General features: G+C 57.1%; 19 protein-coding genes. 4 read left to right on the top strand and 15 right to left on the bottom strand.

Annotated features, from left to right (window positions below):
* Position 1: 1 nt before the first annotated feature.
* From NKH36_RS12275 to NKH36_RS12250, 6 genes are all read right to left on the bottom strand, one after another.
* Positions 2-2,083, bottom strand: coding sequence for a 3-hydroxyacyl-CoA dehydrogenase NAD-binding domain-containing protein (locus NKH36_RS12275; RefSeq protein WP_352960496.1), 2,082 nt, complete (start codon positions 2,081-2,083; stop codon positions 2-4).
* A gap of 109 nt (positions 2,084-2,192) precedes the next feature.
* Complete coding sequence (locus tag NKH36_RS12270; protein ID WP_352960494.1) at positions 2,193-3,161, bottom strand: NAD(P)H-dependent flavin oxidoreductase; 969 nt, start codon at positions 3,159-3,161, stop codon at positions 2,193-2,195.
* 59 nt (positions 3,162-3,220) lie between these two features.
* The gene (locus NKH36_RS12265; RefSeq protein WP_352960492.1) at positions 3,221-4,402 is read right to left on the bottom strand and encodes an acyl-CoA dehydrogenase family protein; all 1,182 of its coding nucleotides are present in this window, start codon (positions 4,400-4,402) and stop codon (positions 3,221-3,223) included.
* Entirely contained in the window at positions 4,350-5,588 is a 1,239-nt protein-coding gene (locus NKH36_RS12260) for a CaiB/BaiF CoA transferase family protein (RefSeq protein WP_352960491.1), read from the bottom strand. The genes NKH36_RS12265 and NKH36_RS12260 overlap by 53 nt, the downstream gene beginning before the upstream one ends.
* Positions 5,585-6,763, bottom strand: a complete 1,179-nt coding sequence (locus NKH36_RS12255) for an acyl-CoA dehydrogenase family protein (RefSeq protein ID WP_352960489.1) — start codon at positions 6,761-6,763, stop codon at positions 5,585-5,587. The genes NKH36_RS12260 and NKH36_RS12255 overlap by 4 nt, the downstream gene beginning before the upstream one ends.
* A gap of 336 nt (positions 6,764-7,099) precedes the next feature.
* On the bottom strand, positions 7,100-8,527 hold the full coding sequence (locus NKH36_RS12250) for an NAD-dependent succinate-semialdehyde dehydrogenase (protein WP_352960487.1): 1,428 nt from the start codon (positions 8,525-8,527) through the stop codon (positions 7,100-7,102).
* Positions 8,528-8,833: 306 nt separating this feature from the next.
* Here NKH36_RS12250 and NKH36_RS12245 point away from each other — a divergent pair, with 306 nt between their 5' ends.
* Positions 8,834-9,754 carry a LysR substrate-binding domain-containing protein gene (locus NKH36_RS12245; protein WP_352960485.1) on the top strand — a complete coding sequence of 307 codons (921 nt, stop codon included), beginning with the start codon at positions 8,834-8,836 and terminating at the stop codon, positions 9,752-9,754.
* Positions 9,755-9,810: 56 nt separating this feature from the next.
* On the opposite strand, the gene NKH36_RS12240 is transcribed toward NKH36_RS12245, so the two are convergent.
* The 5 genes from NKH36_RS12240 to NKH36_RS12220 all read right to left on the bottom strand — a co-directional run bounded on the left by NKH36_RS12240 (position 9,811) and on the right by NKH36_RS12220 (position 16,526).
* On the bottom strand, positions 9,811-11,439 hold the full coding sequence (locus NKH36_RS12240) for an ABC transporter ATP-binding protein (protein ID WP_352960536.1): 1,629 nt from the start codon (positions 11,437-11,439) through the stop codon (positions 9,811-9,813).
* A gap of 355 nt (positions 11,440-11,794) precedes the next feature.
* Positions 11,795-12,571 carry an ABC transporter permease gene (locus NKH36_RS12235; RefSeq protein ID WP_502912020.1) on the bottom strand — a complete coding sequence of 259 codons (777 nt, stop codon included), beginning with the start codon at positions 12,569-12,571 and terminating at the stop codon, positions 11,795-11,797.
* 114 nt (positions 12,572-12,685) lie between these two features.
* Positions 12,686-13,642 (bottom strand): ABC transporter permease, encoded by a 957-nt coding sequence (locus NKH36_RS12230; protein ID WP_352960481.1) that lies wholly within the window; start codon positions 13,640-13,642, stop codon positions 12,686-12,688.
* Between the two features lie 14 nt (positions 13,643-13,656).
* Complete coding sequence (locus NKH36_RS12225; RefSeq protein WP_352960479.1) at positions 13,657-15,246, bottom strand: ABC transporter substrate-binding protein; 1,590 nt, start codon at positions 15,244-15,246, stop codon at positions 13,657-13,659.
* 158 nt (positions 15,247-15,404) lie between these two features.
* Positions 15,405-16,526, bottom strand: coding sequence for a mandelate racemase/muconate lactonizing enzyme family protein (locus NKH36_RS12220; protein WP_352960477.1), 1,122 nt, complete (start codon positions 16,524-16,526; stop codon positions 15,405-15,407).
* Positions 16,527-16,989: 463 nt separating this feature from the next.
* On the opposite strand from NKH36_RS12220, the gene NKH36_RS12215 reads away from it, so the two are divergent.
* Positions 16,990-18,567 carry an ABC transporter substrate-binding protein gene (locus NKH36_RS12215; RefSeq protein ID WP_352960475.1) on the top strand — a complete coding sequence of 526 codons (1,578 nt, stop codon included), beginning with the start codon at positions 16,990-16,992 and terminating at the stop codon, positions 18,565-18,567.
* A 58-nt stretch (positions 18,568-18,625) separates the two neighbouring features.
* On the top strand, positions 18,626-19,843 hold the full coding sequence (locus NKH36_RS12210; protein WP_352960473.1) for a M24 family metallopeptidase: 1,218 nt from the start codon (positions 18,626-18,628) through the stop codon (positions 19,841-19,843).
* A gap of 163 nt (positions 19,844-20,006) precedes the next feature.
* Here the strand turns inward: NKH36_RS12210 and NKH36_RS12205 are convergent, their stop codons facing one another.
* Complete coding sequence (locus NKH36_RS12205) at positions 20,007-21,254, bottom strand: pyridoxal phosphate-dependent aminotransferase (RefSeq protein ID WP_352960471.1); 1,248 nt, start codon at positions 21,252-21,254, stop codon at positions 20,007-20,009.
* 5 nt (positions 21,255-21,259) lie between these two features.
* The gene (locus NKH36_RS12200) at positions 21,260-23,035 is read right to left on the bottom strand and encodes a thiamine pyrophosphate-dependent enzyme (RefSeq protein ID WP_352960469.1); all 1,776 of its coding nucleotides are present in this window, start codon (positions 23,033-23,035) and stop codon (positions 21,260-21,262) included.
* Between the two features lie 234 nt (positions 23,036-23,269).
* Between NKH36_RS12200 and NKH36_RS12195 the strand changes: the two genes are divergently transcribed.
* Positions 23,270-23,659 (top strand): hypothetical protein, encoded by a 390-nt coding sequence (locus NKH36_RS12195; RefSeq protein WP_352960467.1) that lies wholly within the window; start codon positions 23,270-23,272, stop codon positions 23,657-23,659.
* Here NKH36_RS12195 and NKH36_RS12190 read toward each other — a convergent pair.
* A complete protein-coding gene (locus NKH36_RS12190; RefSeq protein WP_352960534.1) occupies positions 23,656-24,525 on the bottom strand; it encodes an aldehyde dehydrogenase family protein in 870 nt (289 codons plus the stop codon). The two genes, NKH36_RS12195 and NKH36_RS12190, sit on opposite strands and share 4 nt — an antisense overlap.
* Positions 24,526-24,653: 128 nt before the next feature.
* Entirely contained in the window at positions 24,654-25,628 is a 975-nt protein-coding gene (locus tag NKH36_RS12185; RefSeq protein ID WP_352960465.1) for a threonine ammonia-lyase, read from the bottom strand.
* Positions 25,629-25,882 lie beyond the last annotated feature (254 nt).

Genomic DNA, 25,882 nt, shown 5'->3' with positions numbered 1-25,882 from the left:
ATCAGGAAGCCTTCTCGGTTTTATCCAACAGAAGGGCCGTCACCGGTCCAGTTTGGAAACCAGATCCATGGCTTTCGACGAGGTCCGTGAAGGCAGCGTCCAACGAGGCTCGGTCCTGATTTCGCGCCCAAAAAAGAATTCCTCCTTCATGCTTGGGGAAACCGTAGCCATTGGTCAGCACCAGGTCGATATCTGACGGCGAATGGGTTACGCCCTCGGAAATAACCCATGCAGCCTCACTTGCCATAGCGGCCATTGCACGGTTGACGATCTCGGAAGCTGAGATCGGTCGACGAACGCGCCCCGCTTCGCTCGACGCCTTTATGATGAGATCGGTTACGATGGGGTCAACTTCGCCGCGGCCTCTTGACGCCGGGTATAGATAGTAACCGGCTCCCGTCTTGCGGCCGAACCGGCCTGCTTCGCACAACAGGTCCGGGATTATGACATAACGATCTGTCTGTTTGCGGAGTGGTGCTGTCGCTTGGCGCATGCGCCAGCTGATGTCCAGGCCTGATAAATCGGCCACTGCGAACGGCCCCATGGCGAACCCGAACGCTTCCAGTGCAGAGTCAATCTCGTGCGGAAGCGCCCCCTCCTCCAGCATAAATTCGCACTGGCGGCGGTACGCCGCAAAAATGCGGTTGCCGATGAATCCAAACGAATCCTTCGAGAGTACAGGCAGTTTTCCCATTGTAAGTGCGAGGTCATAGGCCGCGCCTGTGACACGCGCAGACGTGTCCGCATGTCGAACGATCTCAACGAGGCGCATCACATCAGCCGGGCTGAAAAAATGCATTCCCGCCACGTCCTGGGGGCGGCCGGAAAACGCTGCGATCTCGGAGACCGAGAGGTACGACGTGTTCGTCAGAAGCACCGCGTCTGGTCGCGCTGCGCTCCCAAGGGCCTCAAATACCTGCTGCTTTGCGCCGATATCCTCAAATACGGCTTCGACGACGGCATCGGCTTCGCCAACACGCCGAGCATCTGCGGTGACTGTAAGCCGGGATAGAAAAAGGCCCAATTGTGCGGGGTCCAGTCGTCCGCGCTCGACGCGTCGCTGAAATCCTTGCTGGACACGGTCGAGTGCACGAGCCGCGGCATCAAGAGTGGATTCCACGATAATAACCGACTTTCCGGCTCCAAGGAGCGCAGCCGCTATCCCGGCACCCATGGTGCCCCCGCCGATCACAGCAACCACCTCAATCGGGATGGCCCCGGACGCAGCGGCTTCAGCAACTTTCACAGCCTTGCGCTCTGCGAAGAACAGATGGCGCAGGGCCGAAGCCTCTCGGCCCACCCTCAGTTTTTGGAACTCCGCGCGCTCGTCGGCCAGGCCTTGTTTGAACGGCAAGCGGCCGCATTGTTCGATGGCAGTGATCGCCGCCTTGATATGTGGCCTATGGCGGCCAGAAATTAGCGCATGGGCCTTGGTCTTGGCGAATGAGACAGGGTCGCTTTCCGGAACCTGCTTGTCGGATACCCTGCGTTTGGCGGACTGAAGACCGGCTAGGAAAGCAAGAGCTTCAGATTCGAGATCCCTCTGGGCCACCGCATCGATCATGCCTAACTTGACTGCTTCGATTGCAGGTACGCGGGTGCCCGCGCAGATTAGCTCCACTGCCTTCTCCTGCCCAACCAGACGCGGAAGGCGTTGTGTACCCCCGGCCCCCGGAATAAGGCCGAGGGTGGTCTCTGGAAGACCGACTACAGCTTCCGGGCTGGCAATGCGACCATCACAAGCCAGCGCGAGCTCATACCCACCACCCAGGGCCGCGCCGGCAATTGCGGCCACGAACGGCTTGGCGCTGTCCTCGATGGCAGCGATGACCGATGGAAGCTGCGGGTCTTTCAGCGGGGTTCCAAATTCGCGGATGTCGGAGCCGGCCATGAACATCCCGGCGGCGCCGATCAACAGGCCACCCGACAATTCCTCATCAGAGTCCACGGAAAGGACTGCTTTCAGAAGCCCGTGACGAACCTCGAGTGAACCGGCATTGATTGGCGGGTTGTCGATAATGATGACGCCAATACCGCCTCGCCGCTCGAGCCTCACCGCTTGCCGTGTTGCTGATTCTGACATCTCTAAACCTTGCTAACGGCCTTGGCTGGTTGAACAATGCTGGAGTAAACGCTGCCCCAGGGCGCTGTTTTCATCACTAGCGCAGGGAGAATGGGCCAAGCTTCGTGCGTCAAACCACTCCGGCGTTGATGGACGCCAAAGCAGCTGAGGCTTCCGTGATGATCCGATCGATCAGCTCGGCGCAGCTAGGGACGTCCTTAATCAATCCAACAGCTTGTCCGCAGGACCAAATCGCATCATCGAGTTTTCCCTCAAAGTAAACTGAGGGGTTCCTGCTGCCGGTGATTAGGGGCAAGAGGTCATCCAGACCTGCGCCTGCGGCTTCCATCTGCACGACCCTGCTTGCGAGGGCGTTCTTGGCGACCCGCATCGGCGAGCCGATTGATTTTTGAACAATTAGAGTATCCTCAGCCTTCGCAGCAACCATCCAGTCCTTCACGGCCTGGTGGGCGCCCGCCTCCCGCGTCGCGAGGAATCGCGTCCCCATGACGATGCCGTCGGCGCCAAGACTCAAGGCCGCTAGCAACCCTTCGCCGTCGCCAAATCCTCCACCGGCGATAAGAGGAATCTCGATCCGCGACGCCGCCTGCCGAACCATGATCAGAGTGCTGACGTCGGTCATTCCGGGATGGCCGCCCGTTTCGTTTCCGACCACTGCAACGGCGTCGCAACCAATGTTTTGAGCCTTGAGCGCGTACTGGGCGGCCGGCACCTTGTGTATTATCTTCAGGCCCGCGTTCTTGATCCTTTCAATGTAGGCTTCTGGGTTTTGGCCGGAAGTCTCAAGAACGGGTACGCCTTCATTGATACAAATCTCCAAGAAATCTTCCGGCGAATACTGTCGCGCCGTGGGAAAGAGGTTGATGTTCACGCCAAAAGGCTTGTCGGTAAGGCTGCGCAACATCTTGATTTCTGCGGAAAACGTCTCGAGATCAGAGAAAGTTGCGGATGTAATGATGCCGAGCCCACCTGCATTGGACACAGCCGCCGCCAATGGGGCACGCCCGATCCGGAACATGCCCCCGCAGATGATAGGATGCTGGATACCAAGAAGTCTGGTCAGTTTGGTCTGGAACATGTCCCTGCCTCTTGGACGTTTCGGGAAGTCGCCAACCACGCAATTTCGCGCCGCTGATGCTAAACTGCCCACTTCTGTTGAGCTGCCTCGTGCCAAACCGTCTCGCGGTGGTGCCAGGGCGAACCGAGAAGCAGCTGCCGAGCACGGGCTCGCCGAAAGTAAAGCTGCACATCCGTTTCGAGCGTGTATCCCATACCCGCCCAAATCTGCTGCGCCGTGAAAGTGCATTTGCGGCTGCTCTCCCCGGCTTGGATCGAGGCCATGGCCACATAAACGGAAGTGGGCGAGATCGCTGCGTTTCCGACAAGCAGACGTGCGGCGAAGTTCTCCATATATGCCTCCGCAAGTCGCTGTTGGACGGCTTGGAACGAGCCGATGGCCACCCCGAACGCCTCCCTTTCCTTGGCATAGGCAACGGCTAGGTCCAGCGCCCCTCGGGAAAGACCAACGACCTGGGCTGACAGGACCGTGCGCAGAACGTTCAGCGCTGCTTCCAAATCCTTCCATCGGCATTCACCATTGCCGATGATGACGGTCTCGCCGTCGGCCACCAACGCCCAGTCCAGGGTGCGATATCCATTGTTGGCAATATCCGGGTTCGCCGCTCCGCCCCATCCGGCAATGGGCCTGTCCACCAGCGCGAACGCGACACCCACATCCGCCTGTACGGGGATAATGACCGCATCGGCACGCTCAAGGTGCTCGGCGACCCATGGATTACCGCCCGCATTATCTGCCAACGGTGTAATGGCGCAGTCTTCTATGCTTGCGGGCAACCCATTCGCCGGCATGGCAATAGCTATAAGCTTCTGGCCGGTGGTGACAGCTTCGATCAAATTGGAGAGGGATCCATCGTTGAACTTTGCCAAAAGCGGTATGACAAAGGCTGCAGTTTCCGCGAAGGGCATCGGAAACGCTGCCGTCGCCAGCTCCTCTGCAATCATTGCGACAACGGGCAGCCCCTGCGCGCCGAACGCATCGGGAGCCAGCAGGCTGATCCAGCCCAAGTCGGCAACCGCCTTCCAGAGTTCGTTCGCGGCAGTCCAGTCGCCACGTTCGGCTTGGCGGACGACTTTTGTGGTCAGCTCCTTCGCGACAAAGGCTTGAGCGACCTCCTGAATCATTTCAAAATCAGCTTGGTCGACGACGCTTTCACTGGCTTCGAGTGCACCCGCGCCTTGATTCATGTCAACGAACTCCGTTTGCTGATGTCTCTGCGGCTTGGCGGGCGGCGAGTTCATCAAGAATTTCCTTGGTATGCTGCCCCAGTGCGGGGGGCGGACGATGGGATTTGGGGCGACCGTCAGTGGCTATGCCCAAGCCCATGGTTCGAACTCGGCCGAACTCGGGCATGACGAAATCGACGAAGTAGCCCCCCGCCTCGACCTGCTGGTCAAACATCAAGTCGTCTGACATCTGCACAGGGGCGCAAGGGACGCCGCAAGCCTCGAACGCGGTAACCCATTCAGCGGTGCTGCGTTTGGTGAACTCGTGCTCAGCATATGCGGTGAGAGCCCGCCGACTAGTGTCCTCTTCGTCCGATTGCGGCAGTGCATCCGGATTTTCGAACCAAGGATCCTCCAGACCGACGATGGACATGAAATGCCGTCGCTGGGGGACATTCAGGCACCCTACCGTGACATAGCCGTCACTTGTTTCGTAGGTGCGGTAGTAGAGTTCACGCGCGACCAGGTCATGCATGTGCTTGGCGGATGCTCGCATGCGATCCCTCACCGTCCCTTGCGACTTCTGGGGGTTTTGCCCATCCACGGCTTCAATCGACACCAATTTTTGCCGCTGCAGGCTGAGGGCTGCTTCAATCAGCGTGCTCTCGATCTTCTGTCCGACGCCGGTTCGCTGTCGCTGGATCAGCGCTGACAGCACTCCAATCGCCAGCGTCTGACCGGCCGTGAAGTCAATCAGCGCGATACCGGCGTATCGCCGCGGGGCTCTCCCATCCGGGTTGGGATTTGACGCGATCAAGCCGGAAACCGCTTGGATTACGAGATCATAGCCGGCATGGAGAGCCCGGGGCCCTTTCTGTCCGTAGGCGGAATTCGAAGCATAGATCAGACGGGGGTTGAGCTCGCGAACCGCCTCGTATCCGATACCCAAGCGTTCAGCGACGCCTGGCCTGTAGTTGTGGACCATTACGTCGGCCGATGCGATCAGGGCTTTCGCGGTGTTGAGGGCCTCGTCCGTCTTCAGATCGAGCACGATGGATCGTTTGTTGCGATTGAGCGCAACAAAGCTCTTGCTGAACCCTGGCGAGAACGGGTCTTGGCCTCTCCATTGCTCGCCGGCCGGTGGCTCAACCTTGATAATGTCGGCGCCCATATCACCCAGCAGTTGGGTGCAGAACGGACCGGCAATATAGCCTGAAAAATCGACGACACGTATGCCGTCCAGAGGACCTGAAGAGGTCATTTCGGCAACCCCAGGCCACGTGTGGCAATGACCCCGCGCTGGATTTCGCTTGACCCACCAGCCAAGGTAAGGGCCGGTGAGGCGCGGAAAACGGCTGGGAAGAGGCCGTCAAAGATTGCTAGGTCGGAGCCGTACTCGAACTGAGCCAGCGGACCGACAATGTCGACCGTTGCGTCCGCGAGGGCCTGGGTCAACAAACCGACGTAGAGTTTTCCGAAGGAGAACTCGGCGCTGACCCCCTTCCCTGCGTCTAGGTTGCGCGCAATCATGTACCCGAAACTGCGGGCAACCTGGAGCTTTGTGCGGAGCTCACCGATTTTGTCTTGGACCATGCTGACGTCGGCGAGGCGTCCCCTGCCGCAGTCGCTCCCTTCGCGCTTAACATATTCGACGAGTCGATCGAGGGAGAGCCGGGCGGCCCCGACTCTGTCCATACAGGATCGTTCCAGGTCAAGGCTGCGCATGGCCTGATGAAAGCCGCGGTTTTCCTCGCCCAAGAGGTTTTCCGCTGGGATTCGCACATTGCTCAGAAACACTTCGTTCAGGACCCCGCCGCCTAGTGTTGCAAAGCTGTTGACGGTGATGCCCGGCGTCTTCATGTCGAGAACAAAAAGGCTGATCCCACGATGCTTGACGGCCTTTGGGTCAGTTCGCGCGGCGAGGTACATGTGCGTTGCGACCTCGGCAGAGGAAGTCCAGATTTTGTGGCCGTTGACGACATATTCGTTACCTGTCCGGACTGCCGAGGTCCGCAGGGAGCCAAAGTCCGATCCGGCCATGGGTTCCGAGAACCCTTGGCAAAACATTGCGTCGCCGGCCGTGATCATCGGAAGGTACTTGCTCTTCTGCTCATCTGTGCCGAACAGCATCAACGAGTTGCCAAAGACCTTGACGGAGAGCAGGTAGGCGGAAAGGGGAGCGCGCGCGTAGCCGAGCGCCTCGTCAATGATGGCGGTCTCCAGGTGGCTCGCGCTGCGCCCGCCGTACTGTTCGGGCCAGTGGCGGCCAATCCAGCCTGCTTCCCCGAGAGCCTTGAAGAAGGCTGCGGAATCACCGTCACTCATGGTGCCCTGGCGCTCCAGTCCGCGGACGGTTAACGGAATCGTCTTCTGGCAAAAATCGAGGACGCGACCACGCAATTCAGCGGCTTCGTCTTCTGTAGGAATGATACGCATTCGCCGGTCAAGCTCCTCTCGACGAGTCCTCGTCAGCAGGCGGATTAGCCTGATGCGAACCCATACCCGGCAAGCACGGCTCTCGAAATTGAAAAAAAAACAACGCCTTTGAATGGTTCTGGATTGGCAGTGCGCTGATGACTAGGGATCCCTAAAAAGCGCTTCCGCAAAGAATAATACTTACGACTTCAGCAGGTTATGTCCCAATGCGCTGCCTCATTAATTGAAATGCATGATCACACGCTAAGCCTAAACGCAAACGGGCTCTGCCGCGTCCGGGAACGGCGCGACAGGCACAGGCGTTGTACCTCATCGCCGTCGCCTGTCAGCTGTGGGTTACCTGACGGGCCGGGTCAGCGCTACATATTTGGGATGCAGATAGCCTTGGACGCCCTCAATGCCGTTTTCGCTGCCAAAGCCGCTATCCTTGACACCCCCGAAGGGAGCCTCCGGATAGGCCAGTCCGAAGCTGTTGATCTGGACTATACCGGCATGCAGTCCATTGATCAGCAGCTCGGCCGCGTCACTTAAGTCAGTGAATGCGTAAGCGGCCAACCCGAAGGGCAGGCTGTTTGCGATTTCCAGGGCTTCGTCCAGGCGGTCGTAGGTACAGATCGCAGCTACCGGGCCGAACGGCTCTTCCTGCATGATCCGGGCCGTAGGAGGCACATCACTGAGGACGGTGGGCGGGTAGTGGTATCCAGGCTGCTTCCGCTGTTCGCCTCCAACGGCCAACTTTGCGCCGGCCTTCACCGCGTCCCCAACAAGCTCGTCTACCGATGCTACCCTCCGCGCATTGATCAACGGCCCGATTGCCTGTGATTTCGTGGCTTCTACAAATGCGTTTGTGAACCGTTCGGCAACCGAATGATGCACGATAAAGCGACTGGCGGAGACACAGACTTGACCGGCATTCCGAAACTTATGTGCAGAAGACAGCTGGGCGGTAAGGACGGGGTCAGCATCAGGGCAAACGATAACAGGCGCATGCCCTCCGAGCTCCAGGGTCGCCTTCTTAAGCGCTTGTCCCGCTCTGGCACCGATCAAGCGTCCAATGGCAACGGATCCAGTGAACGACACTTTACGAATGCCAGGGGAGGCGATCAAGTAACTTGAGATCTCGTCCGGGTTGCCAAACACCATGTTTATCGTCCCCGCCGGCAATCCTGCATCATTCAATGCCCTGATCAACGCCGCAGCACCCGCTGGCGTTTCTTCTGCCGGCTTCACGATGACCGAGCAACCAGCGGCCAAGGCGGGGGCGATTTTTGCGACAGGTTGGTAGATCGGGAAGTTCCAGGGTGTCAAAGCAAGAATGGGTCCGACGGGTGTCGGGAGAACCATAAGCCGTTCGCCTGATTGACGAGACGGGATCACTCTGCCGTAAATACGCTCCCCCTCGCCGGCATTCCACCGCAAGACCTCCGCAGAATAAAGAACCTCGCCTACCGCTTCATGGACAGGCTTGCCTTGTTCGGCAGAGATTTGGCTGCCAATTAGCTCTGCCCGGGCATCGAGGATATCTGCTGATCGCCTCAAGATCACGGCTCTATCGTGCGCAGGGGTAGCGGACCAAATCTGAAAGCCACTTATCGAAGCCGCCACTGCGTCATCAAGATCTGAAATTGTCGCCTTAGCGCAAGATCCAATCACCTCTCCGGTCGAGGGGCTAATGACCTCGATCTCGGCTGTGCCAGATCGCCAACTCCCGCCAATGAAAAGTTGCGTGTCCGGATAGTCCGCTGCGATCTCAACCGGCGCCATGATTTGCTCCACTCGGCCTGGATTCCTGTCGGAAGGGTTGATCCGCCTAACTCTGGACCGCTTCAATTGAATAGAATTTCAGTCCTGTTTGAGATATTTCCCGCCGTGGGGAGTTGCATTGGCGAGAGTTGCGCGCCAATGCGTCGCGACGTTGAACCATGCTAGCTTTGAGGGAACGGAGGGTTGTTTGGGCCTTCCAGCAAGCGAGCGCAACGCGGTCATTTGTTGGCTATCGCTGTCGACAAGCTGCTAATATGCTGACACTACCAATGTGCCGGACGAGGCGCAAGGAGCGCTGAGAACCTGATGGGACGCAAGATTCCGCCCTTTGCCGCGATCCGAGCATTCGAAGCTCTGGCACGTCACGGCAATTTGCAGGCGGCCGGTGACGAGCTCGGCATATCAGCGAGCGCTATTAGCCACCAGGTGAAGTCTTTCGAAAGCCACGTCGGAACCAAACTACTGATAAAATCTGACAATCGCCTCAGAATTACAAAGGCTGGATCACAGTTGGCGTCCGAGCTGCGCGAGATCCTCGACCAGTTGGAAGCAGCGATGATCAAGGTCTCTCTGGCGCGAAAGACAGGGCGAATCTCAATAAATCTGTTCCCCTCTCTCGCCGAGCTTTGGATGGTGCCCTTATTGGCCCGATTTGCAGAGCAATACCCCGAGATCTCCGTCACTCTCATCACAAGCCCAGAGAAGGTGGACCTGTCGGGCAGTGATATTGACCTTGCCTTCCAGTATGGGGTGGAGCCTTCAGGGGCATATAAGTCGATTGCCCTCATCCAAGAGACCATCGCCCCGGTGTGCTCGCGAACCTTCCTGGCACGGCGTGGGCCAATCACGCAGGCATCTGACCTTCTGGGCCATCCGCTTATCTATTGCGCGTCCTCCCCCGACGAATGGCGAATGTGGATGGAGCAAAACCAGGTTTCTCTCGGTGATGTGGGCCATTGGCTGGAGGTGGACACACGATCAGCGGCGCTACAGGCTGCACAGCAAAACATGGGCATCGCCATCGGGCGCCGACCATTCGCAGATCTAGCGCTGGCTCAGGGCACACTGGTGCCGATTTTCAAGCAACCAATCCTCACGGGAATGACCTACTTCCTTGTGGCGCCGGCCCGCTCGTGGAGCGCACGTAACGTGCGAACCTTCAGTACATGGCTGACCGCAGCAGCCAAAGCGGAGAATCCGTTCTTGGCCGCCGAACCGGTGGACTGAAATCCCGGCCCGACACCTATGGGCAAATTGCTTGAGAGCGGTCGCTAGTGTTCATGCTAGTTTCCCGCGCTTTCCATGCGCCTCGATCTGATCGCCTCATCCAGCCACCCAACTTCTGTCTTAGGGACCGACGCCAGCAGCAGTTCGGTGTACGGATCGAAAGGGGGTCTCAACACTTGGTCTTTCGGCCCGTACCGGACGACTTCCCCGCGATACATAACCAGCATGGCATCGGCAATCGACTTAACGGTCGCCAGATCATGCGTAATGAAGAGATATGCGATCCCGTCATCCTTTTGCAGCTTCAGAAGAAGCTTCAAGATCCCATTGGCGACCAGAGGGTCCAGCGCTGACGTCACTTCATCGCAGATGATTAGCTTCGGCCTTGCCGCCAACGCCCTTGCGATGCAAACACGCTGTTTTTGCCCGCCCGACAGTTCCGCCGGGTAGCGATTTGCAAGGCTCTCTTCGATCTCGGTTTTCTCGAGCAACTCGGCCACGCGCTGATCACGCTCTTTGCCGCCCATGCCAAAATAAAATTCGAGTGGCCGCCCTATAATGGTTGCGACTGTCTGGCGTGGGTTTATCGCGACATCGGCCATTTGATAAATCATTTGAAGCTGGCGCAAATTTTCCTTGGATCTTTCGGAGAGCCTTCGCGGAAGTTCGTGGCCGTCGAACTGGATTCGGCCGACAAGCGGTGGCAACAGCCCAGTTATGACGCGTGCAAGCGTTGATTTGCCCGAACCGGATTCTCCGACTACCGCCAGGGTTTGGCCGGGTCGAAGGTCGAGCGACACATTGCGCAAAATCTTGACTAGTCCGCTGCCGTAGCCCGCCGTCACGCCGCCGACTGACAGAATAGGCAATGAATGAGGAGCTTTTTGCTGGTGATCGACCTGATGGACGGAGACCAGCGCACGAGTGTAAGCCTCTTGCGGCTGTTTTATAATCTGCTGCGTAGTTCCACGCTCGACGAGCTTTCCGTGGCGCAGAACGGCTATTTCGTCAGCGACCTGCGCAACAACAGCCAAATCATGAGTGATATAAAGCGCCGCGACTCCGGTATCTTGGATGGCATCCCGGATTGCAGCCAGCACATCGATCTGCGTGGTGACATCGAGCGCCGTAGTGGGTTCGTCGAAGACAATCAGGTCAGGCTCGGAGCACAGCGCCATCGCTGTCATCACGCGCTGCAATTGTCCACCCGATACCTGATGAGGAAAGCGCCTGCCAATGCTATCGGGATCAGGAAGGCCCAGCTTTTTGAACAGGGCGACCGCTCGTTCTTCGGCTTGAGCGCGCGTTGCTGTGCTATGGAGGAGCGCCGCTTCAACCACCTGATCCATCAACCGGTGTGCGGGATTGAAAGCAGCGGCCGCAGATTGTGCGACATAGCAGACCTCCCGGCCGCGGAGCGCCCGCAAAGCCCCCTTGCCGATATCAAGTATACTGCGCCTGTTGAGGATAACCTCGCCGCCAGTGATCTTAACCCCTCCCCGGCCGTAGCCCATGCTCGCCAGCCCTATCGTCGACTTGCCGGCACCGGACTCACCTATAAGCCCCAACACCTTGCCGCGGCGAAGTGTCAACGACACGTCATCCACGAGGGTGATGTCCTTGTTCGGTTCTTGCGGCGATTGAACAGTTGCCTCGATCCGTAGATTGCGTATTTCGAGCACCATGCTCGGCTCCGCATCGCTATCCTGGCCCTCGACCGTGGCGTTGCCAGGTGCTTTCAAAAACACGACTTTGCTCAACAACGCGGTTCCCTTCTTTTTAGTGTTTTTGTTTCCAGGCTTCGACGCCGGATGTGGCATTTGCTGCGGCCATTTATGTAGCCTGCTGGGGAAAGCCGATGTCTAAGTAGTAGTTCGCGAAACGCCAGATACTGGAGTACTAGAGGCTTCTCTAGGCACGCAGCCCGGACAATGGGATACACGGCTGTCGGCTCGGCTGACTAAGGTCGGCCTGCAGAATTGTCATGTTGTTTATCCAACCTTCCGGGCCGTCCAGTTCGACCTGTCCATCGGGCATTCTCTAGTCCTCTTTGAGCCCACTCGCCCAATGAAGGAACCAGTCAACGACCAGGTTGATGGCAACCGACAGGAGAGCGATGGCGCCAGCAGGGAGCAATGGTGTAATGTCGCCGTAGGTGATCAAGGTCGCGCTATCTCGCACCATAGACCCCCAATCTGCAGTGGGTGGCTGGATACCGAGACCAAGGAACGAAAGGCCGCTGATCAGCAGGAAAACGAAGCAGAACCGAAGTCCAAATTCGGCTATTAGCGTAGGCGCTACATTAGGCAGAATTTCCCGGCCCATAATCCAGATCGGGCCTTCCCCTCGAAGCCTCGCGGCCTCCACGTAGTCGAGAACGGCTACGTTTATTGCCACGGCCCTGGTGAGCCGAAACACACGGGTGGAATCCAGCACGGCAATAACGATTATGAGGGTGGGTATGGAGGTGCCGAAAATTGATAAGAGAAGAAGCGCAAAGATCAGTTGCGGGATCGACATCAGAACATCGACCAGACGCGAAAGGATCTGATCCGTCCACCTCCCGAAAGCGGCAGCTGCCAGGCCCGCGGTAGCACCCAATGTAAAAGCCAGGATCGTTGTGATCAGAGCGATTCCGATGGTGTTCCGAGCGCCGAACACGAGCCGGGTAAACATATCACGCCCCAGGCTGTCGGTGCCAAGCCAGAACTGGCCTCGCCAAGGTTCGAACGGCGTCGCTACTATTTCCGCTTCCCCATAGGGTGACAAATAGGGAGCAAAAATAGCCGTTAGCAAATAGAGCCCGATGATTGTCATCCCGATTTGGGCACTTAAAGGCACGGAAGCGAGCTTTCTAGCTCCAGATCTGAGTGCACCGTGCGGGTGTAGAATTGTCATGAGTGTTACTCGCCACTGTCCCGATGGTCGGAATTATTTCGGATGCATGAGTCTTGGGTTGACGACGATTGATAGAACGTCGGCTGTAAGATTCAACATAACGTAGGTAGCCGCAAATATAAGACTGCATGCTTGGACAACCGGAATGTCCCGTTTTTGTACTGAATCTACAATAAGTTGACCAAGGCCTGGGTATACAAAAACGACTTCAACGACAACAACCCCAGTTATGAGATATGCCAAGTTGAGAACGACGACGTTGGCTATTGGCGCTAGCGCATTAGGAAGGGCATGACTGACGAGGATTCGCCATTCGGGCAATCCTTTCAGGCGTGCTGTCTCAATATATTGATTTCCTAATAGGGTGACGATCGACGTGCGCGTCATTCTCATCATATGGGCAATGACTACGAACGAGAGCGTTAGTGCCGGAAGCGCAATGGTTTCCACGCGTCCCATAATACTCGTGTTGGGATCGACGTCGGAAAGGCTTGGAAGGACGCCGGCATGGACGGCGAGGATCAATATAAGGATGTAAGCTACGAAAAATTCTGGGAAAGAGATCCAGGTAAGAGTGATCACGTTGATCGCGCGGTCTATGAACGTATTTCTATAAAGCGCCGCGACAACTCCTCCGCACAGGGCCAAGGGAACAGAGATGGCTGCCGCGCTTGCCGCGAGAATCAAAGTGTTCACAAGCCTCGGTCGGATCGCTTCAGAAATGTCTCTGCCACTGGCTAAAGCATTTCCAAAATTGCCGTGCAACACGCCCCAAAGCCAATCAACGTAACGAATGTAGAATGGCAAATCGAGCCCTAGGCTCTTGCGGAACGCTGCGACCGTTTCGGGTGTCGCCGACTGCCCTAGAATCTCGGTGGCGGCGTCGCCGGGAAGGAATTGAATCCCCGCGAAGATGATGAGTGAAACAATCCACAAAGTCAGCGCGCCCAAGGCGACGCGCTGACCAATGACTTTCGAAATCGCCGTCATTCCTTCACAACTTTCTATACATCGGTGAACCACCACCGCTCTGCGCAACGGTAGCCGTCCCATTCCCAGTTCGATGCGATTTTGTTGTGACCGACTTTTGCAGACAGTGCACTTACATAATTGGCGAAGAGTGGGATGACTGTGCCGCCGTCGTCCCTGCAAAGAAGTTGCATTTCCGCGTACATTTCACGCCGTTTGACGTCGTCAAGTTCACCTCTTGCCGCAACGAGAAGCTCGTTGAAGCGAGGGTTCTTCCAGTGCGTTTCGTTCCACACTGCATCTGCCGCGTAAACTTGGGAAAACATCCAGTCTGCAGTCGGCCGACCTGCCCAATAGGTTGTACACCAGGGCTTTTTCATCCAGACATTATCCCAGTAGCCGTCACTAGGTTCCCTGATGACATCGATAGTGATCCCCGCCTTGGCAGCATCTTGTTGATAAACGAGCGCGGCGTCGACCGCCCCGGTGAAGACTGAATCAGCAGCCGACAAGCTCACTTTCAAGTCCGATACACCGGCCTTCTTCAGATGGAATTTGGCTTTGTCGGGATCGAACTCTCGCTGTGGGAGGTCTTTTGCGAAGAAGCGATTTGAGGGGGATATAGGATGGTCGTTGCCTAGTTGGCCATATCCATAGAGCACCGTGTCGAGCAGCTGTTGCCGGTTAACTGCATGCTTCAGAGCCAAGCGCACATCGACGTTGTCGAACGGGGCAGCATCGACAAGCATTGGGAACTGGTAATGCTGGGTGCCAGTCAATGACGATATTTTCAGGTTCTTGTTGCGCTCAAGGAGGTGGAGGGTCTTAAGCTCGCATTTGTCCATTGCATGGATCTGACCGGTCGACAGAGCAGTTGTGCGGGCCGCAACGTCATGAATGGCCAAAATTTCAAAAGAGTCAAACCAGGCGGCGTTTGGCTTCCAATAGTTTGCAAAACGCTTAGACGATGCCTTGACGCCAAAATCAGTGGCATCGAGCACATAGCCGCCGACACCAACGCCGGAGGTGTCTGCACTTCCGTCCTTAGAAGGCATGATCGCTAAGTGGTAATCCTCCAGAAGATACGGAAAATCTGCATTGCCTTGTTTCAGAACGACGGTAACGGTCTGCGGGCCATCGGACCGAATGTCTTCGATTGGATCGACGATCGTCTTTGCGCCGGACTTGGATTGTTCACCGCGGTGATGATTAATCGACGCGATGACATCTTCGGCGCTTAGGGTCTTGCCATTGTGGAACTCTACCCCTTTCCGAAGTTTGAAGGTCCACGTCTTTGCGTCCTTTGACGGTTCCCAAGCTTCGGCGAGTTCACCGACCAGATTCCCGTCGGGATCCAATTCGGTAAGGTAGCCGTGCAAACTGTGGCCGAACGTTTCGGTGAACGAACTCGACCATGTGGCCGGATCGAGCGAGTCGGTCGTAGAACCGTCTGCGACGCCGATCTTGAAGTGCCCACCTTTCTTAGCCGTAGCGCTTTGCGCGACTGCCGGAAATATGGACCCTGAGGAGCTGACCGCAAGCGCTCCCACAGCTGCCGCAGATTTTAGAAAACGCCTGCGGCTCACGCCCGAAGCTGAGGTCAAACTTGTATCCCATTTGTCCATTTCAATCCCCTGTGTCTTGTTGGTCTGTGGTCGGGTAATTCACTTCTAAGACCATGCGCAGTTCGACAGCCGGCAAGCGCTCGACGTTTGTCGACAAGTCGGAGGACGCCATGAGCGTCCGGTAGAGCCAGATTGCCCCGACTCAACCCGCAGTGGCATCAATCCCTCTCGAGTACGGCAACGGGTTTTCCGAGCAAGCTTTCGTCCACGTCGATGCCCAGCCCCGGACCGCAATCATCGGGAATACGTATGTCTCCCGCGGTAACGACCAGCGGGTTCTTGACCAAAGGTATGAGGTTATCCCTGTCATAGTCGTACAGTGTCCAAATGAGGTTTCGCGGCAATGTATGCGCCATATGGGTTACGCAGGCCGCCAGAATGCCCGTCCCATGGAAATCTTCTATCCGGACTGGCACGCCCAAGATCTTCGCCAGACTCATGGCCTGACGAGCGGCCTCCAATCCGCCGACACAAGACATCTTGAGCGTCGCGGCGTCCAGGATGCCTTCTTGGGAAGCCTGCAAAAACCGGCGTGGGCTGTCGATAACCTCGTCGAGCATGAACGGAACTCCCGTTCTCTTGGCGACAATCCTGCATTCTTCGTAAGTATCGCAAGGGTTCTCGATCATGGGGGATAGATCTCGAACGGCAGAAATGATCCTGATTGCGTCGTCTACAAGCCACGCCCGATTAGAGTCATACCAGAACCGCTCATGAGGGAGAGCCATGCCCTGGACCATGCGAATGGTTTCAATGTCCTCATGGGCTTCGCCGGCTCCCACTTTAATTTGGAAGCGGTAAACACCCCGAGCACGCTCTTTTTCCAACACGGCCAGAGTCTGCTCGCGCGTACCGATCCGGACGAGAGTGTGAACGGGAAAACTGTTGGAGATTCGCCCACCCCAGAGGTCAACGAGAGGTAAGCCGTGAGACTTTGCCGCCAAATCCCATAGTGCCATCTCCAGGGCCGCTTTGGCGTTTCCATGGCCCCTTAGTGCAAGAGCAACGTCATGAAATATCGCTGCCACTTGGCGCGGATCCCGGCCCAGCACCACGGGTGCAACGTGCCGGATACCTTCACGGGCGCCGGCGGAAATTTCAGGAAGAAAGTATGGCGGTGCTGACACCACCTCACCCCACCCAACCAGGCCGTTATCCGTTTCGATCTTAACGACAAGGTCATCCAGAGCGGGGTCGAACGACTGGCTCGCAACGTATCGCGTCAGGTCCAAGCCGATAGTTACCGGAATCGAGTAAAGAGTAATTCGATCAATACGCATCTTATTCCCTTGCTTCCCATTCGAGGGCAGGCACATCCACTTATCGGTAATGCTTCACGGCATTGTGCCGCGCTTAGAACTTGCCGATCGGAGCGTACCGGACCCTGGGCCAAGAGAGCATCGGGTCCATCGGTAAATAACCAGCCCTTGTCCGTCGTCGCATGACCCAGCAATGCTCGCACAAGTGACTCAAGCCGCTGCTCGGTGGTTAATTGTTCCCGTGGCAGTGGCGTGCTGCAATTGAAATCCGCTCCGGCAGGCTTTAGTAGCCTTCAAGTTCTAAGCGGCAGCGCAGGTGTTTCTCACCCGACGTGCCCGGTTACCAAACGTTTCCGTCTAGTCACATTTTTTTCGTTTGGGCTTGAATCTAATTGGATTGCTCGCAGGCCCGCAGCTTCGCAAATTGGTCACAATGGGGATCGTAGCGTCAGGCACAACGCCGGCCGCGAATAAGGAGCTACCAATGGCCCGACTAGACGACAAGCTTTCGCCTGGCGCCACGCGCCGGGAAGTAATCAAAGGTGCAATGGCAGGCATTGGAGCCATCGCTCTCTCGTCCCTCCCGGCGCTTAAGGCGCAAGCTGCGCCGAACAAAGGCGGGACGCTACGCGTCGGCCTAGGCCACGGGAGCACCACGGATACACTCGATCCTGGGCTTTTTGACAATGATTTTACGATCTTCACAGGCTATTGTTATCGCGGTCATCTGACCGAGATCGCGCCAGATGGAAAAGTCATTGGCGATCTTGCCGAGAGCGTGGAGCCTAGCTCCGATGCCAAGACCTGGAGATTCAAGCTCCGCAAGGGTATCCAGTTTCACAACGGGAAGACATTGGATGCCACTGATGTTGTAGCCTCTTTCCGCCATCACATGGGTAAAAAGTCAACTTCAGCCGCCAAGGCGCTGTTGGAAGGGGTGAATATAAAGACAGATGGCAACGATGCGGTCATTTTTACCCTTAGTGGCGGCAACGTTGATTTTCCGTACATTGTGAGCGACTTCCACTTCGCGATCATGCCCGCCAACGCGGATGGCACTGCGGATTGGAAGTCCGGTATCGGTACAGGTGCCTACAAGATCGAAAACTTCGATCCGGGTGTGCGGGCGGAGTTCTCGCGCCAACCCAACTTTTACAAAGAGAACGCGGCATTCTTCGCCGGTGTGTCGGTCCTATCGGTCCCTGACGCAACTGCTCGTCAAACGGCCCTACGATCTGGCAGCTTCGACCTGATCGATCGGATTGATCTGAAAACGGCGCACCTGCTGGCAAGGGTGCCGAACCTCGCGATTTTCGAAACCAAGGGTACAGGGCACAACACCATCCCGATGGATGTACGAAAAGCGCCATTTAACAACATTGATGTCCGCCTCGCGCTGAAATACTCCCTCGATCGCGAAAAGCTTTTAGAAACGATTCTGCTGGGTCATGGTGAGGTCGGCAACGACCATCCGATCAGCTCCAAGAACCGGTACCACAATGGTGAAGTGCCCCAGAAGAAATTCGATCCGGACAAGGCCAAGTTCCACTTGAAGAAGGCCGGGGCGTCGGATCTTTCGGTCGATCTGTATGTTTCTGACGCAGCGTTTGCCGGCGCTGTGGACGCGGCGGTGCTCTATCAACAGCATGCAAAGCAGTCCGGCATCAACATCAACGTCGTTCGCGAACCTAATGACGGTTACTGGTCGAATATCTGGATGAAAAAGCCGTGGTCCTTTTCCTACTGGGGCGGGCGGCCGACCGAAGACTGGGCATTTGTGACCGCTTACGCACCTGGAGGCAACTGGAACGAGACATTCTGGGAAAACCCGCGGTTTTCTGAACTCCTTGTAACAGCAAGGTCCGAGTTCGACGACAACAAGCGCAGACAGATGTATTACGAGATGCAGGCCATTCTCAGTGATGATGGCGGCGCGACCGTGCCTCTGTTCAATAACTATGTGGACGGCGTGACGACCAAGCTTCACATTCCCGAGGTCGTGGCCTGGAACTGGCCTCACGACGGGCACAAATGCCACGAGCGTTGGTGGTTTAACGCGTAGAATCGCCATTTCAGGCGGTTCATTCAACCGCCATCAAGCAATCAGATGAAAGAGATAGATGGTGAGTATGCACTCTGAGGTACGCCGAAAGATCCGGACTGAGCTGCAGAATTGCGGCTTCTCGGCGTACCTCGCGATCACTCCTGCCAATTTTTTCTACACGTCCGGCTTCCATAGCAGTTTTCTCGACCTGAGTTGGCGCATGACAGGCACTGACATGGTCTTGATTCCGGCCGATCCTGGCCTGGAGCCGGTCATGATCGTCAGCGACTTCCTATCAGGTGCGGCGGGACGGGCCACCGACATTCGAGATATCCGTCCGTATTCAATGTGGATTGAGGCGCGCGACCTTGATATTGTCGCGTCTCGGCCCAACGAGGCGCAACCAGATTTGCGGCCGGTGCGCCCGGAGCAATACAGGCACGCCGAGATCGCCGCGATCGTTGCCGGTATCCTTGATGAATGGAAATGTGCTGGCGGACGGATCGCGACCGATCTGGACTTCATGCAAGTCGAAACACGGACACACTTGGCCAATGCGTGCAGTCAGGCCACGTTCGTGGACTGGGCCGATGCCATCTACAGGCTGCGCGCGATCAAACATCCCGAGGAAATCAGACGGCTGCGCAACGCTGCCATCGTCTTCGACAAAATGCTCGAGCGTTCTTTCGGGGGCATCAAAGAGGGTTATTCCCTCGAAGAGATGCGAGTCGAGTGCGAGCTTGGCGCAATTGAGACCTTTAGGGCCAACCCAGCGATCGGAGAATATCAAGGTAGTTGGGCCTTCAACGCCATCGGCATAGGCGATACCAACCGAGTGAAGAATGGCGACGTGATCAAGGTTGACGCTGGCGTCCGCCTTAGTGGCTACTACAGTGATTGCGCGCGCGTCGCAATCTTTGGTGAACCTTCGAAAGAGGCGCTGCTCGTCTATGAAGCTCTCCACAGGGCATACGACGCAGCAGCTTTGCAGCTGAAGCCAGGCAATACCATGCGAATGGTTCACCAGGTTGCAGAGGAGACGGTGCGGGCGAACGGCTTGCCGAACTACACACGTGGGCATTTTGGTCATTCGATTGGAACCGACAACCTGGTCGAAGAGCGGCCGTTCATTGGCATGAATGATACCGTTCTTGAGCCCGGCATGGTGGTCTGCCTCGAGCTTCCGTACTACCCGCCTAGCGTCGGAGAGTTCAACATCGAGGATATGTGGCTGATTACGGACACCGGCGCCGAGTGCCTGAATTTTGTGTCGCGAGACCTTCTTTTCGTCTGAGACAACTGTGCAGTTAGCCACGTGGCGGTCAACCGCCTCCTAGGAGGAAGCGGCCGTGCCGCGATCGCTTTGAGGCACGGAAATGCCCGCCCAAGTGGCGAGACGGAGGCTGACATCAGCGATCCCGGTCGACGGCTCGCCCTGCCGTCGACCCGCCCTGTTCTTAAGACATAAGCTCTTTGCTGGTCATCAGATGGACAGGGGCCGTTATGTCCGCCGATCTCAGCTGGCTACAACCCACCGCAATGCGACGGATACCTTCGACGATGTTCGCATCAGACGTTGCCACCGACAGCCTTATGAACGGATCCCCATAAAAGGCGGCTCCGGGCACCGTGACAACGCCTGTAGCCAACAAATGATCCGCAAAGTCAGTCGACGACGCGATGACCTTGCCGTTGGGCGCGTGTCTGCCAATGTACGCTCCGCATTCCACATACAAAAAGAATGCGCCTTGTGGCATCCGGGGCCTAAGGTCAGGTACCTTGGCGAGGCCGTCGACGGCAAGAGCGCACCGCCGGCGGTATACCTCGCGCCATTCCGCTAAAAACTCTTGTGGACCGTCCAGAGCGGCGATGCCCGCAGCTTGGCTAATTGAACACGGCCCCCCACTGGTCTGGGAGAACAGGACGCGCAAGCCGGTCGTCCACCAGGATGGACCGCCCGCATATCCGATGCGCCACCCAGTCATCGCGTAAGCCTTCGACAGTCCGTTGACGGTCAAAACTCTGTCGGCCAGGTCCGGAGCTACTTGTGCCAAAGTTGCGAAGGTCGCCGGCGCGAAAACGACATGCTCATACAGATCGTCTGAGATTACGTTGACGTGGGGATGTCGCCGCAACACCTCAGCTATAGCACTGAGCTCCTCAGCGGACGCTACTGCACCCGTGGGATTGCCAGGCGAGCAGAGAAGAAGGAGCTTTGTTTCAGCGGTGATCGCCTTTTCAAGCTTGCCGGCGTCAATCCCGTATCCCTGAGACTCCGTGGTTTCCAGCAGCACAGGCGTTGCTGCACATACCTGCGCCATGCCTACATGTGACGTCCATGCTGGGGTGGGGATGATGATCTTATCCCCTCGGTCCAGGACCACCTGCATTGCGCTCGCAATTAATGGCTTTGCGCCGGACGCTATCACGACTTGGGAGCGGTCAAACGTCAAACCATTGTCTCGCGCGAACTTGCGCCGGACAGCATCCTTGAGAGCTACCGAACCATCCGCCGCGGTGTATCGAGTATGCCCCGCATTGATGGCTTCGATCGCCGCCTTCCTTATATGCTCAGGAGTATCGAAGTCCGGCTCGCCCAAGGATAGGTCGATCAGATCCATGCCTCGCGATCGCATTTCGGTGGCACGGTCGAACATCGCACCGATAGGAGATGCGGGTACCTTGCGGATCGTTTCTGACAACATCGCTATTAAGCCTCCGCCAGGAAGTGGTTCGGGCCGAGGCTCTTCGGGCCGACCAAAACATGGATCACCGCGGCGCGGCCCGATGACAGGGCGCGCTCGAGCGCGGGTTCGAAGTCTTCGGTTGCTTCAACCCGTTCACCATGTGCGCCATAGCCCTCAGCGACCTTGGCAAAGTCGGGGTTTCGCAGATCGGTCCCGGAAACGCGACCAGGGTAGCGTGCCTCTTGGTTGCCGCGAATTGTGCCGTAGCTCTCGTTGTCAATGATGATGAACAATGGGTCCAGTTGGTACTGGATCGCAGTTGCGAGCTCTTGGCCGTTCATCAGAAAGTCGCCGTCGCCGCCGATGTAGACGGAAGGTGAGTGTGGGCGCGCAAACTTGGCCGCAACGGCAGCCGGAACGCCCATGCCCATCGCCCCGTTTACCGGGGCCGCCGCTCCCAGGAACTGACGATAGCAATAGTGAATATTAGGCCAGTCGGTGGCGTTTCCGGCCCCAGTAGTCATTGTCGTGTCGCGCGGAAGGCGCTCGTTGAGCACGCGCATCACCTCGGCCATATCGACGGGCCCGAGCTGAGGCGGCAACGTCACATGTGCCGTGTAACCGGCCAATGCATCCGACGTCGCTGCGGTGTGGATGCGCGTTGGCCGAAGCTCAGAGAGCGCCAAAGCCGCGAGGCTGGGGTCCGCGAGTATTGGCAAATCGGCCTGATAAAGCCGCCCTAGCTCCTCCGCCCCCGGATGGATATGCACAAGCTGGCACTCGGGCCTAGGCGCTGCAATGATCTTGTGTTTCAACGTGGTCGGATCATTTAGGCGGGAGCCCAATGCGATAACCAAATCGGCCTCGCGGGCATATTGGTTCGGCTGCGGTATACCCCCAAAGCCAACACTGCCTACAAAGTTGGGATGATCATGCGGGAACAGTCCCTGGCGCCTGAAGCCTATTGCGACGGGCAAGTCGTGCGCCTCGGCAAACCGGATGACGGCCGCGTGCCCCTCTGGTGTCCAGATCGTTCCTCCCAGTAGCAAAAGCGGTTTTTTTGACTGCTCAAGCAATTTGCCGACTGCGGAGATGTCTGCGGGCGAAGGGGTGGCTGGCGTCGCACGAGCCGCAGCTAAGTCTGGGGTGTCGGTCAGCGAAAACAGCATATCTTCGGGAAGCGCAAGCGCAACCGGCCCTGGCCGTCCCGACACTGCAATCTTGAACGCTCGGTTGACATACTCGGGAAGCCGCGCCGCGTCATCGACTTCCGCAACCCACTTCACGGTTTCACCTAGAAAGCGTCGGTAATCAATCTCTTGGAAAACCTCCCGATCGCGATAGGGCCGGCTAATTTGGCCGATGAGAAGGATCATCGGCGTCGAGCCCTGCATTGCCGTATGCAAGCCGATAGTGGCAGAGGTTACGCCAGGTCCTCTCGTTACGAAACAGATCCCAGGGCGCCCCGTCAAATCCCCATAGGCTGCGGCGGCAAAACTCGCGCCGCCCTCTTGCCTCATGGTGACATAGCGCAGGGCATTACCCTGATCGTGAATGGCATCAAGCGCAGCGAGATAACTCTCTCCGGGCACCCCAAATATCACCTCGGCACCGTTTATCCGCAATGCTTCAACTAGAACCTGCCCGCCGCTGCGCATAATGCCCTCACAATGGTTGCAAAAAGCGCCTCGGGCGGTCTTAGACCACCCGACCGGTGACGTTTTGCCGTTGATTTCGATGACGTAGAGAAACCAGAAATATGCGGCCACACCCAGCGAAAAAAATTCATTGGGTGCCAAAAATGCTCAAGGAAGTTCGCCCTCAGCAATACCGTGATCGTCACATAATCGCGTGGGCGGGAACGCGAGGGTGGGGCGCGAGGGACCCTCGCCCCAAATTCTGCCGGTGCGTGTCAACCGAAGCCCAACTACGTGAACGGCGGTTTGAGCAGAAAAAAGCAACATCCAGAAAATTGCAGCCCCGTTCCATAATTCCTATCCTGCAGCGATACCAATGGCTGCATGGAACCGCACATGAAACGCACCTACTCCCAGATCGATTTCGACATCGAGGCCGCCAACGCCTTCCTGCAGGCGTTCACGACGAGCTTCAACGAGAATTTCTCCAAGGTCCCTGCTCGGCCGCGCATTGGACATGGCGCCCGCTCGGCTGCGCGACGTGCTTTGCAAGCGCGAGCAGCGCTATGTCGGCCAGCAGTTTTAATTCTCTACGGTCGCAAACAGATCATCCTGGAGAAGAACGACATCTCATGCGGATGTGTCGATCTTTACGAGTTCGCCGACGGTTGCCTGGGGTTCGGTGGAAGGCATGCTCCTTGCCCGGCACTGTCTTCGACAACGAGCAGCGCCGGCCACAAAAACCCGAATTGTATCCCAGAGAAATTGCTGGTATCGCGATTCTAACGAGCTAGGGAGATTGCCACATTCTTGGTTCGGACATAGCTGTAGATGGCTTCCTGCCCTTTTTCCCTCCCGTGTCCCGACATTTTATTTCCTCCAAAAGGGGTCTCAATACCGCCAGCGAACCACTCGTTGACGAAGACCTGCCCCGCATTCAGGCGAGGCGGCGCCTTGAGAGCGATATCGAGGCGCTGTGTGAAGACGCCCGCGACCAGGCTGAACCGGGTGGCATTAGCGATCTCAAAAGCCTCATCGTCGTTGTGGAACTTGATAATGGACAGAACCGGACCGAAGACCTCTTCTTGAGCGATTTCCATATTCGGATCGACATCTGCAAAAACGGTCGGCTGCATGAACCAACCGCGCTTGTCGTGCAGGCGCTGCCCTCCCGTAACCAGCCTTGCCCCAGCGCTTTTGGCACGGTCGCACATGCCCTCAATCTTCCCGAGCTGATTTTCAGATACCACCGGGCCCATATCTGCTCCCACCAAACCGTCTCCGACCTCCAAGGCTTCGGCCATTGCCGACACCCTCTCGACGACCATGTCATAGATAGAGTCGTGTACGACCAGACGGGACAAAGCTGAACAGACTTGGCCCGCGTTGTAAAAAGTGCCCGACTTCACGCTCTCGACCACTTGGTCGAGATTGGCGTCTGCGAAAACGATGCCCGCCGACTTGCCTCCGAGTTCCATGACGCACGGCACCGATCGCTCAGAAGCCGCCTTCATGATCGACACGCCCGTCTGGACGGAGCCCGTGAATACGATCTGATCAATATCCGGATGGCTGACCAGCGCCGCACCTGTTATCTTCCCGTACCCGCATAGGAGGTTCACGGCACCTTCGGGCACCCCTGCCTGTTCGATGGCCGTATTGCCTGCCCTTATGGCAATGTCTGAGGCCGAGGGGGAACTTGATGATCGTGCCTTTCTCGCTGGCCTGGTGATTGGCTACGAGATTGGAACACGCGCAGGCATTGCGTTGCATCGGACTGCTAGCGACTACCATACGCGCGGTCGCAAAAAATATCGAGGTCGACGTTTCCGCCGGAAACTACCGCCACGACTGTCTTTCCCTTCCATCTCTCGCGATCACGCAGAACTGCTGCAACAGCAACAGCGCCCCCAGGCTCAGTGACAATTTTTAGGTCGTTTGCGAGTGCTTGCATGGCATAGATCACGTCTGCCTCAGACACGGAAAACCCTCCAGCCAAGAGATTCTTGTTGATCGGGAACGTCTTCTCTCCTGGGATTTGCGTTACTATCGCATCGCAGATTGAATTGTGACCAGGTTCATTTCCGATCCGCTCGCCTGCCATGAGCGATCGCTTGGTATCGTCGAAGTTGTCAGGCTCGGCGGCGTAGACAAGAGTTCGAGGAGCTAATTCCTTCATCGCAGTTGCGATGCCAGCAATCAAACCACCCCCACCGACCGGGCATAAAAGGGCATCCGCCGTTGTATTTTGTTTCGCCAACTGACTAACAATTTCGAGCCCGATCGTGCCCTGGCCTGACATCAAGACGTAGTCGTCATAGGGAGGAACAAGCACTGCACCCGTTTCCGCCGCCACATCGTGGGCGATCTTGACTCTATCACCGGTGACCCGGTGATAGGTGATGACCTCAGCGCCGTATTCGGCAGTGTTGCGCAGCTTCACCGCAGGAGCATCATCAGGCATCACAATGGTAGACGTGACACCAAGCCACGAAGCCGCCGCTGCGACGCCTTGGGCGTGGTTGCCGGACGAAAAAGCGACGAGGCCGGCTGATCGCTCTGCCTTGGTCAATGAAGCAATCTTTACATAGGCGCCGCGAATCTTGAAGGAGCCAGTGCGCTGAAGGCATTCAGCTTTGACTAGGAGGCGGAAACCGATTCGTTTGTTGAGGAGTTCAGATTCCGACAGAGGGGTGACACGCGTCACGCCTTTTAGGGTGCGGGCAGCCTTGGTTATCATGTCGAAGTCTAGCATCTTCTTACTTTCTGAATTGAGGCAATGGGGTATTGGCCCTTTCGCTAATCCGAACCGGGCTGAGCGGGAGTGGGCGCTTTTGGCCGAGACTTCTGAAGCGGCGTCCTCGCGAAAATCGTTTTAAAGAGTTCGATGTTGTCGGCACCGTCGCTATACGAGATCCCCAAATGAAATCCGTCACCTCGTCACCAACTCCCAGGCCACAGATGAATGCCTTTCTCCGCAAGGTTCGGGAAAGCCACGCAGCAGGATCA

This window comes from Mesorhizobium sp. M1312 (genome assembly GCF_040318115.1).
Taxonomy (GTDB): Bacteria; Pseudomonadota; Alphaproteobacteria; order Rhizobiales; family Rhizobiaceae; genus Mesorhizobium.
This window is presented reverse-complemented; position numbering and strand designations above follow the sequence as displayed.

Coding starts and splice junctions, on each gene's coding strand:
- NKH36_RS12275 (WP_352960496.1), bottom strand. CDS start 2,083: ATGTCAGAATCAGCAACACGGCAAGCGGTGAGGCTCGAGCGGCGAGGC.
- NKH36_RS12270 (WP_352960494.1), bottom strand. CDS start 3,161: ATGTTCCAGACCAAACTGACCAGACTTCTTGGTATCCAGCATCCTATC.
- NKH36_RS12265 (WP_352960492.1), bottom strand. CDS start 4,402: ATGAACTCGCCGCCCGCCAAGCCGCAGAGACATCAGCAAACGGAGTTC.
- NKH36_RS12260 (WP_352960491.1), bottom strand. CDS start 5,588: ATGACCTCTTCAGGTCCTCTGGACGGCATACGTGTCGTCGATTTTTCA.
- NKH36_RS12255 (WP_352960489.1), bottom strand. CDS start 6,763: ATGCGTATCATTCCTACAGAAGACGAAGCCGCTGAATTGCGTGGTCGC.
- NKH36_RS12250 (WP_352960487.1), bottom strand. CDS start 8,527: ATGGCGCCGGTTGAGATCGCAGCGGACTATCCGGACACGCAACTTTTC.
- NKH36_RS12245 (WP_352960485.1), top strand. CDS start 8,834: ATGGGACGCAAGATTCCGCCCTTTGCCGCGATCCGAGCATTCGAAGCT.
- NKH36_RS12240 (WP_352960536.1), bottom strand. CDS start 11,439: ATGGTGCTCGAAATACGCAATCTACGGATCGAGGCAACTGTTCAATCG.
- NKH36_RS12235 (WP_502912020.1), bottom strand. CDS start 12,571: ATGACAATCATCGGGCTCTATTTGCTAACGGCTATTTTTGCTCCCTAT.
- NKH36_RS12230 (WP_352960481.1), bottom strand. CDS start 13,642: ATGACGGCGATTTCGAAAGTCATTGGTCAGCGCGTCGCCTTGGGCGCG.
- NKH36_RS12225 (WP_352960479.1), bottom strand. CDS start 15,246: ATGGACAAATGGGATACAAGTTTGACCTCAGCTTCGGGCGTGAGCCGC.
- NKH36_RS12220 (WP_352960477.1), bottom strand. CDS start 16,526: ATGCGTATTGATCGAATTACTCTTTACTCGATTCCGGTAACTATCGGC.
- NKH36_RS12215 (WP_352960475.1), top strand. CDS start 16,990: ATGGCCCGACTAGACGACAAGCTTTCGCCTGGCGCCACGCGCCGGGAA.
- NKH36_RS12210 (WP_352960473.1), top strand. CDS start 18,626: ATGGTGAGTATGCACTCTGAGGTACGCCGAAAGATCCGGACTGAGCTG.
- NKH36_RS12205 (WP_352960471.1), bottom strand. CDS start 21,254: ATGTTGTCAGAAACGATCCGCAAGGTACCCGCATCTCCTATCGGTGCG.
- NKH36_RS12195 (WP_352960467.1), top strand. CDS start 23,270: ATGAAACGCACCTACTCCCAGATCGATTTCGACATCGAGGCCGCCAAC.
- NKH36_RS12185 (WP_352960465.1), bottom strand. CDS start 25,628: ATGCTAGACTTCGACATGATAACCAAGGCTGCCCGCACCCTAAAAGGC.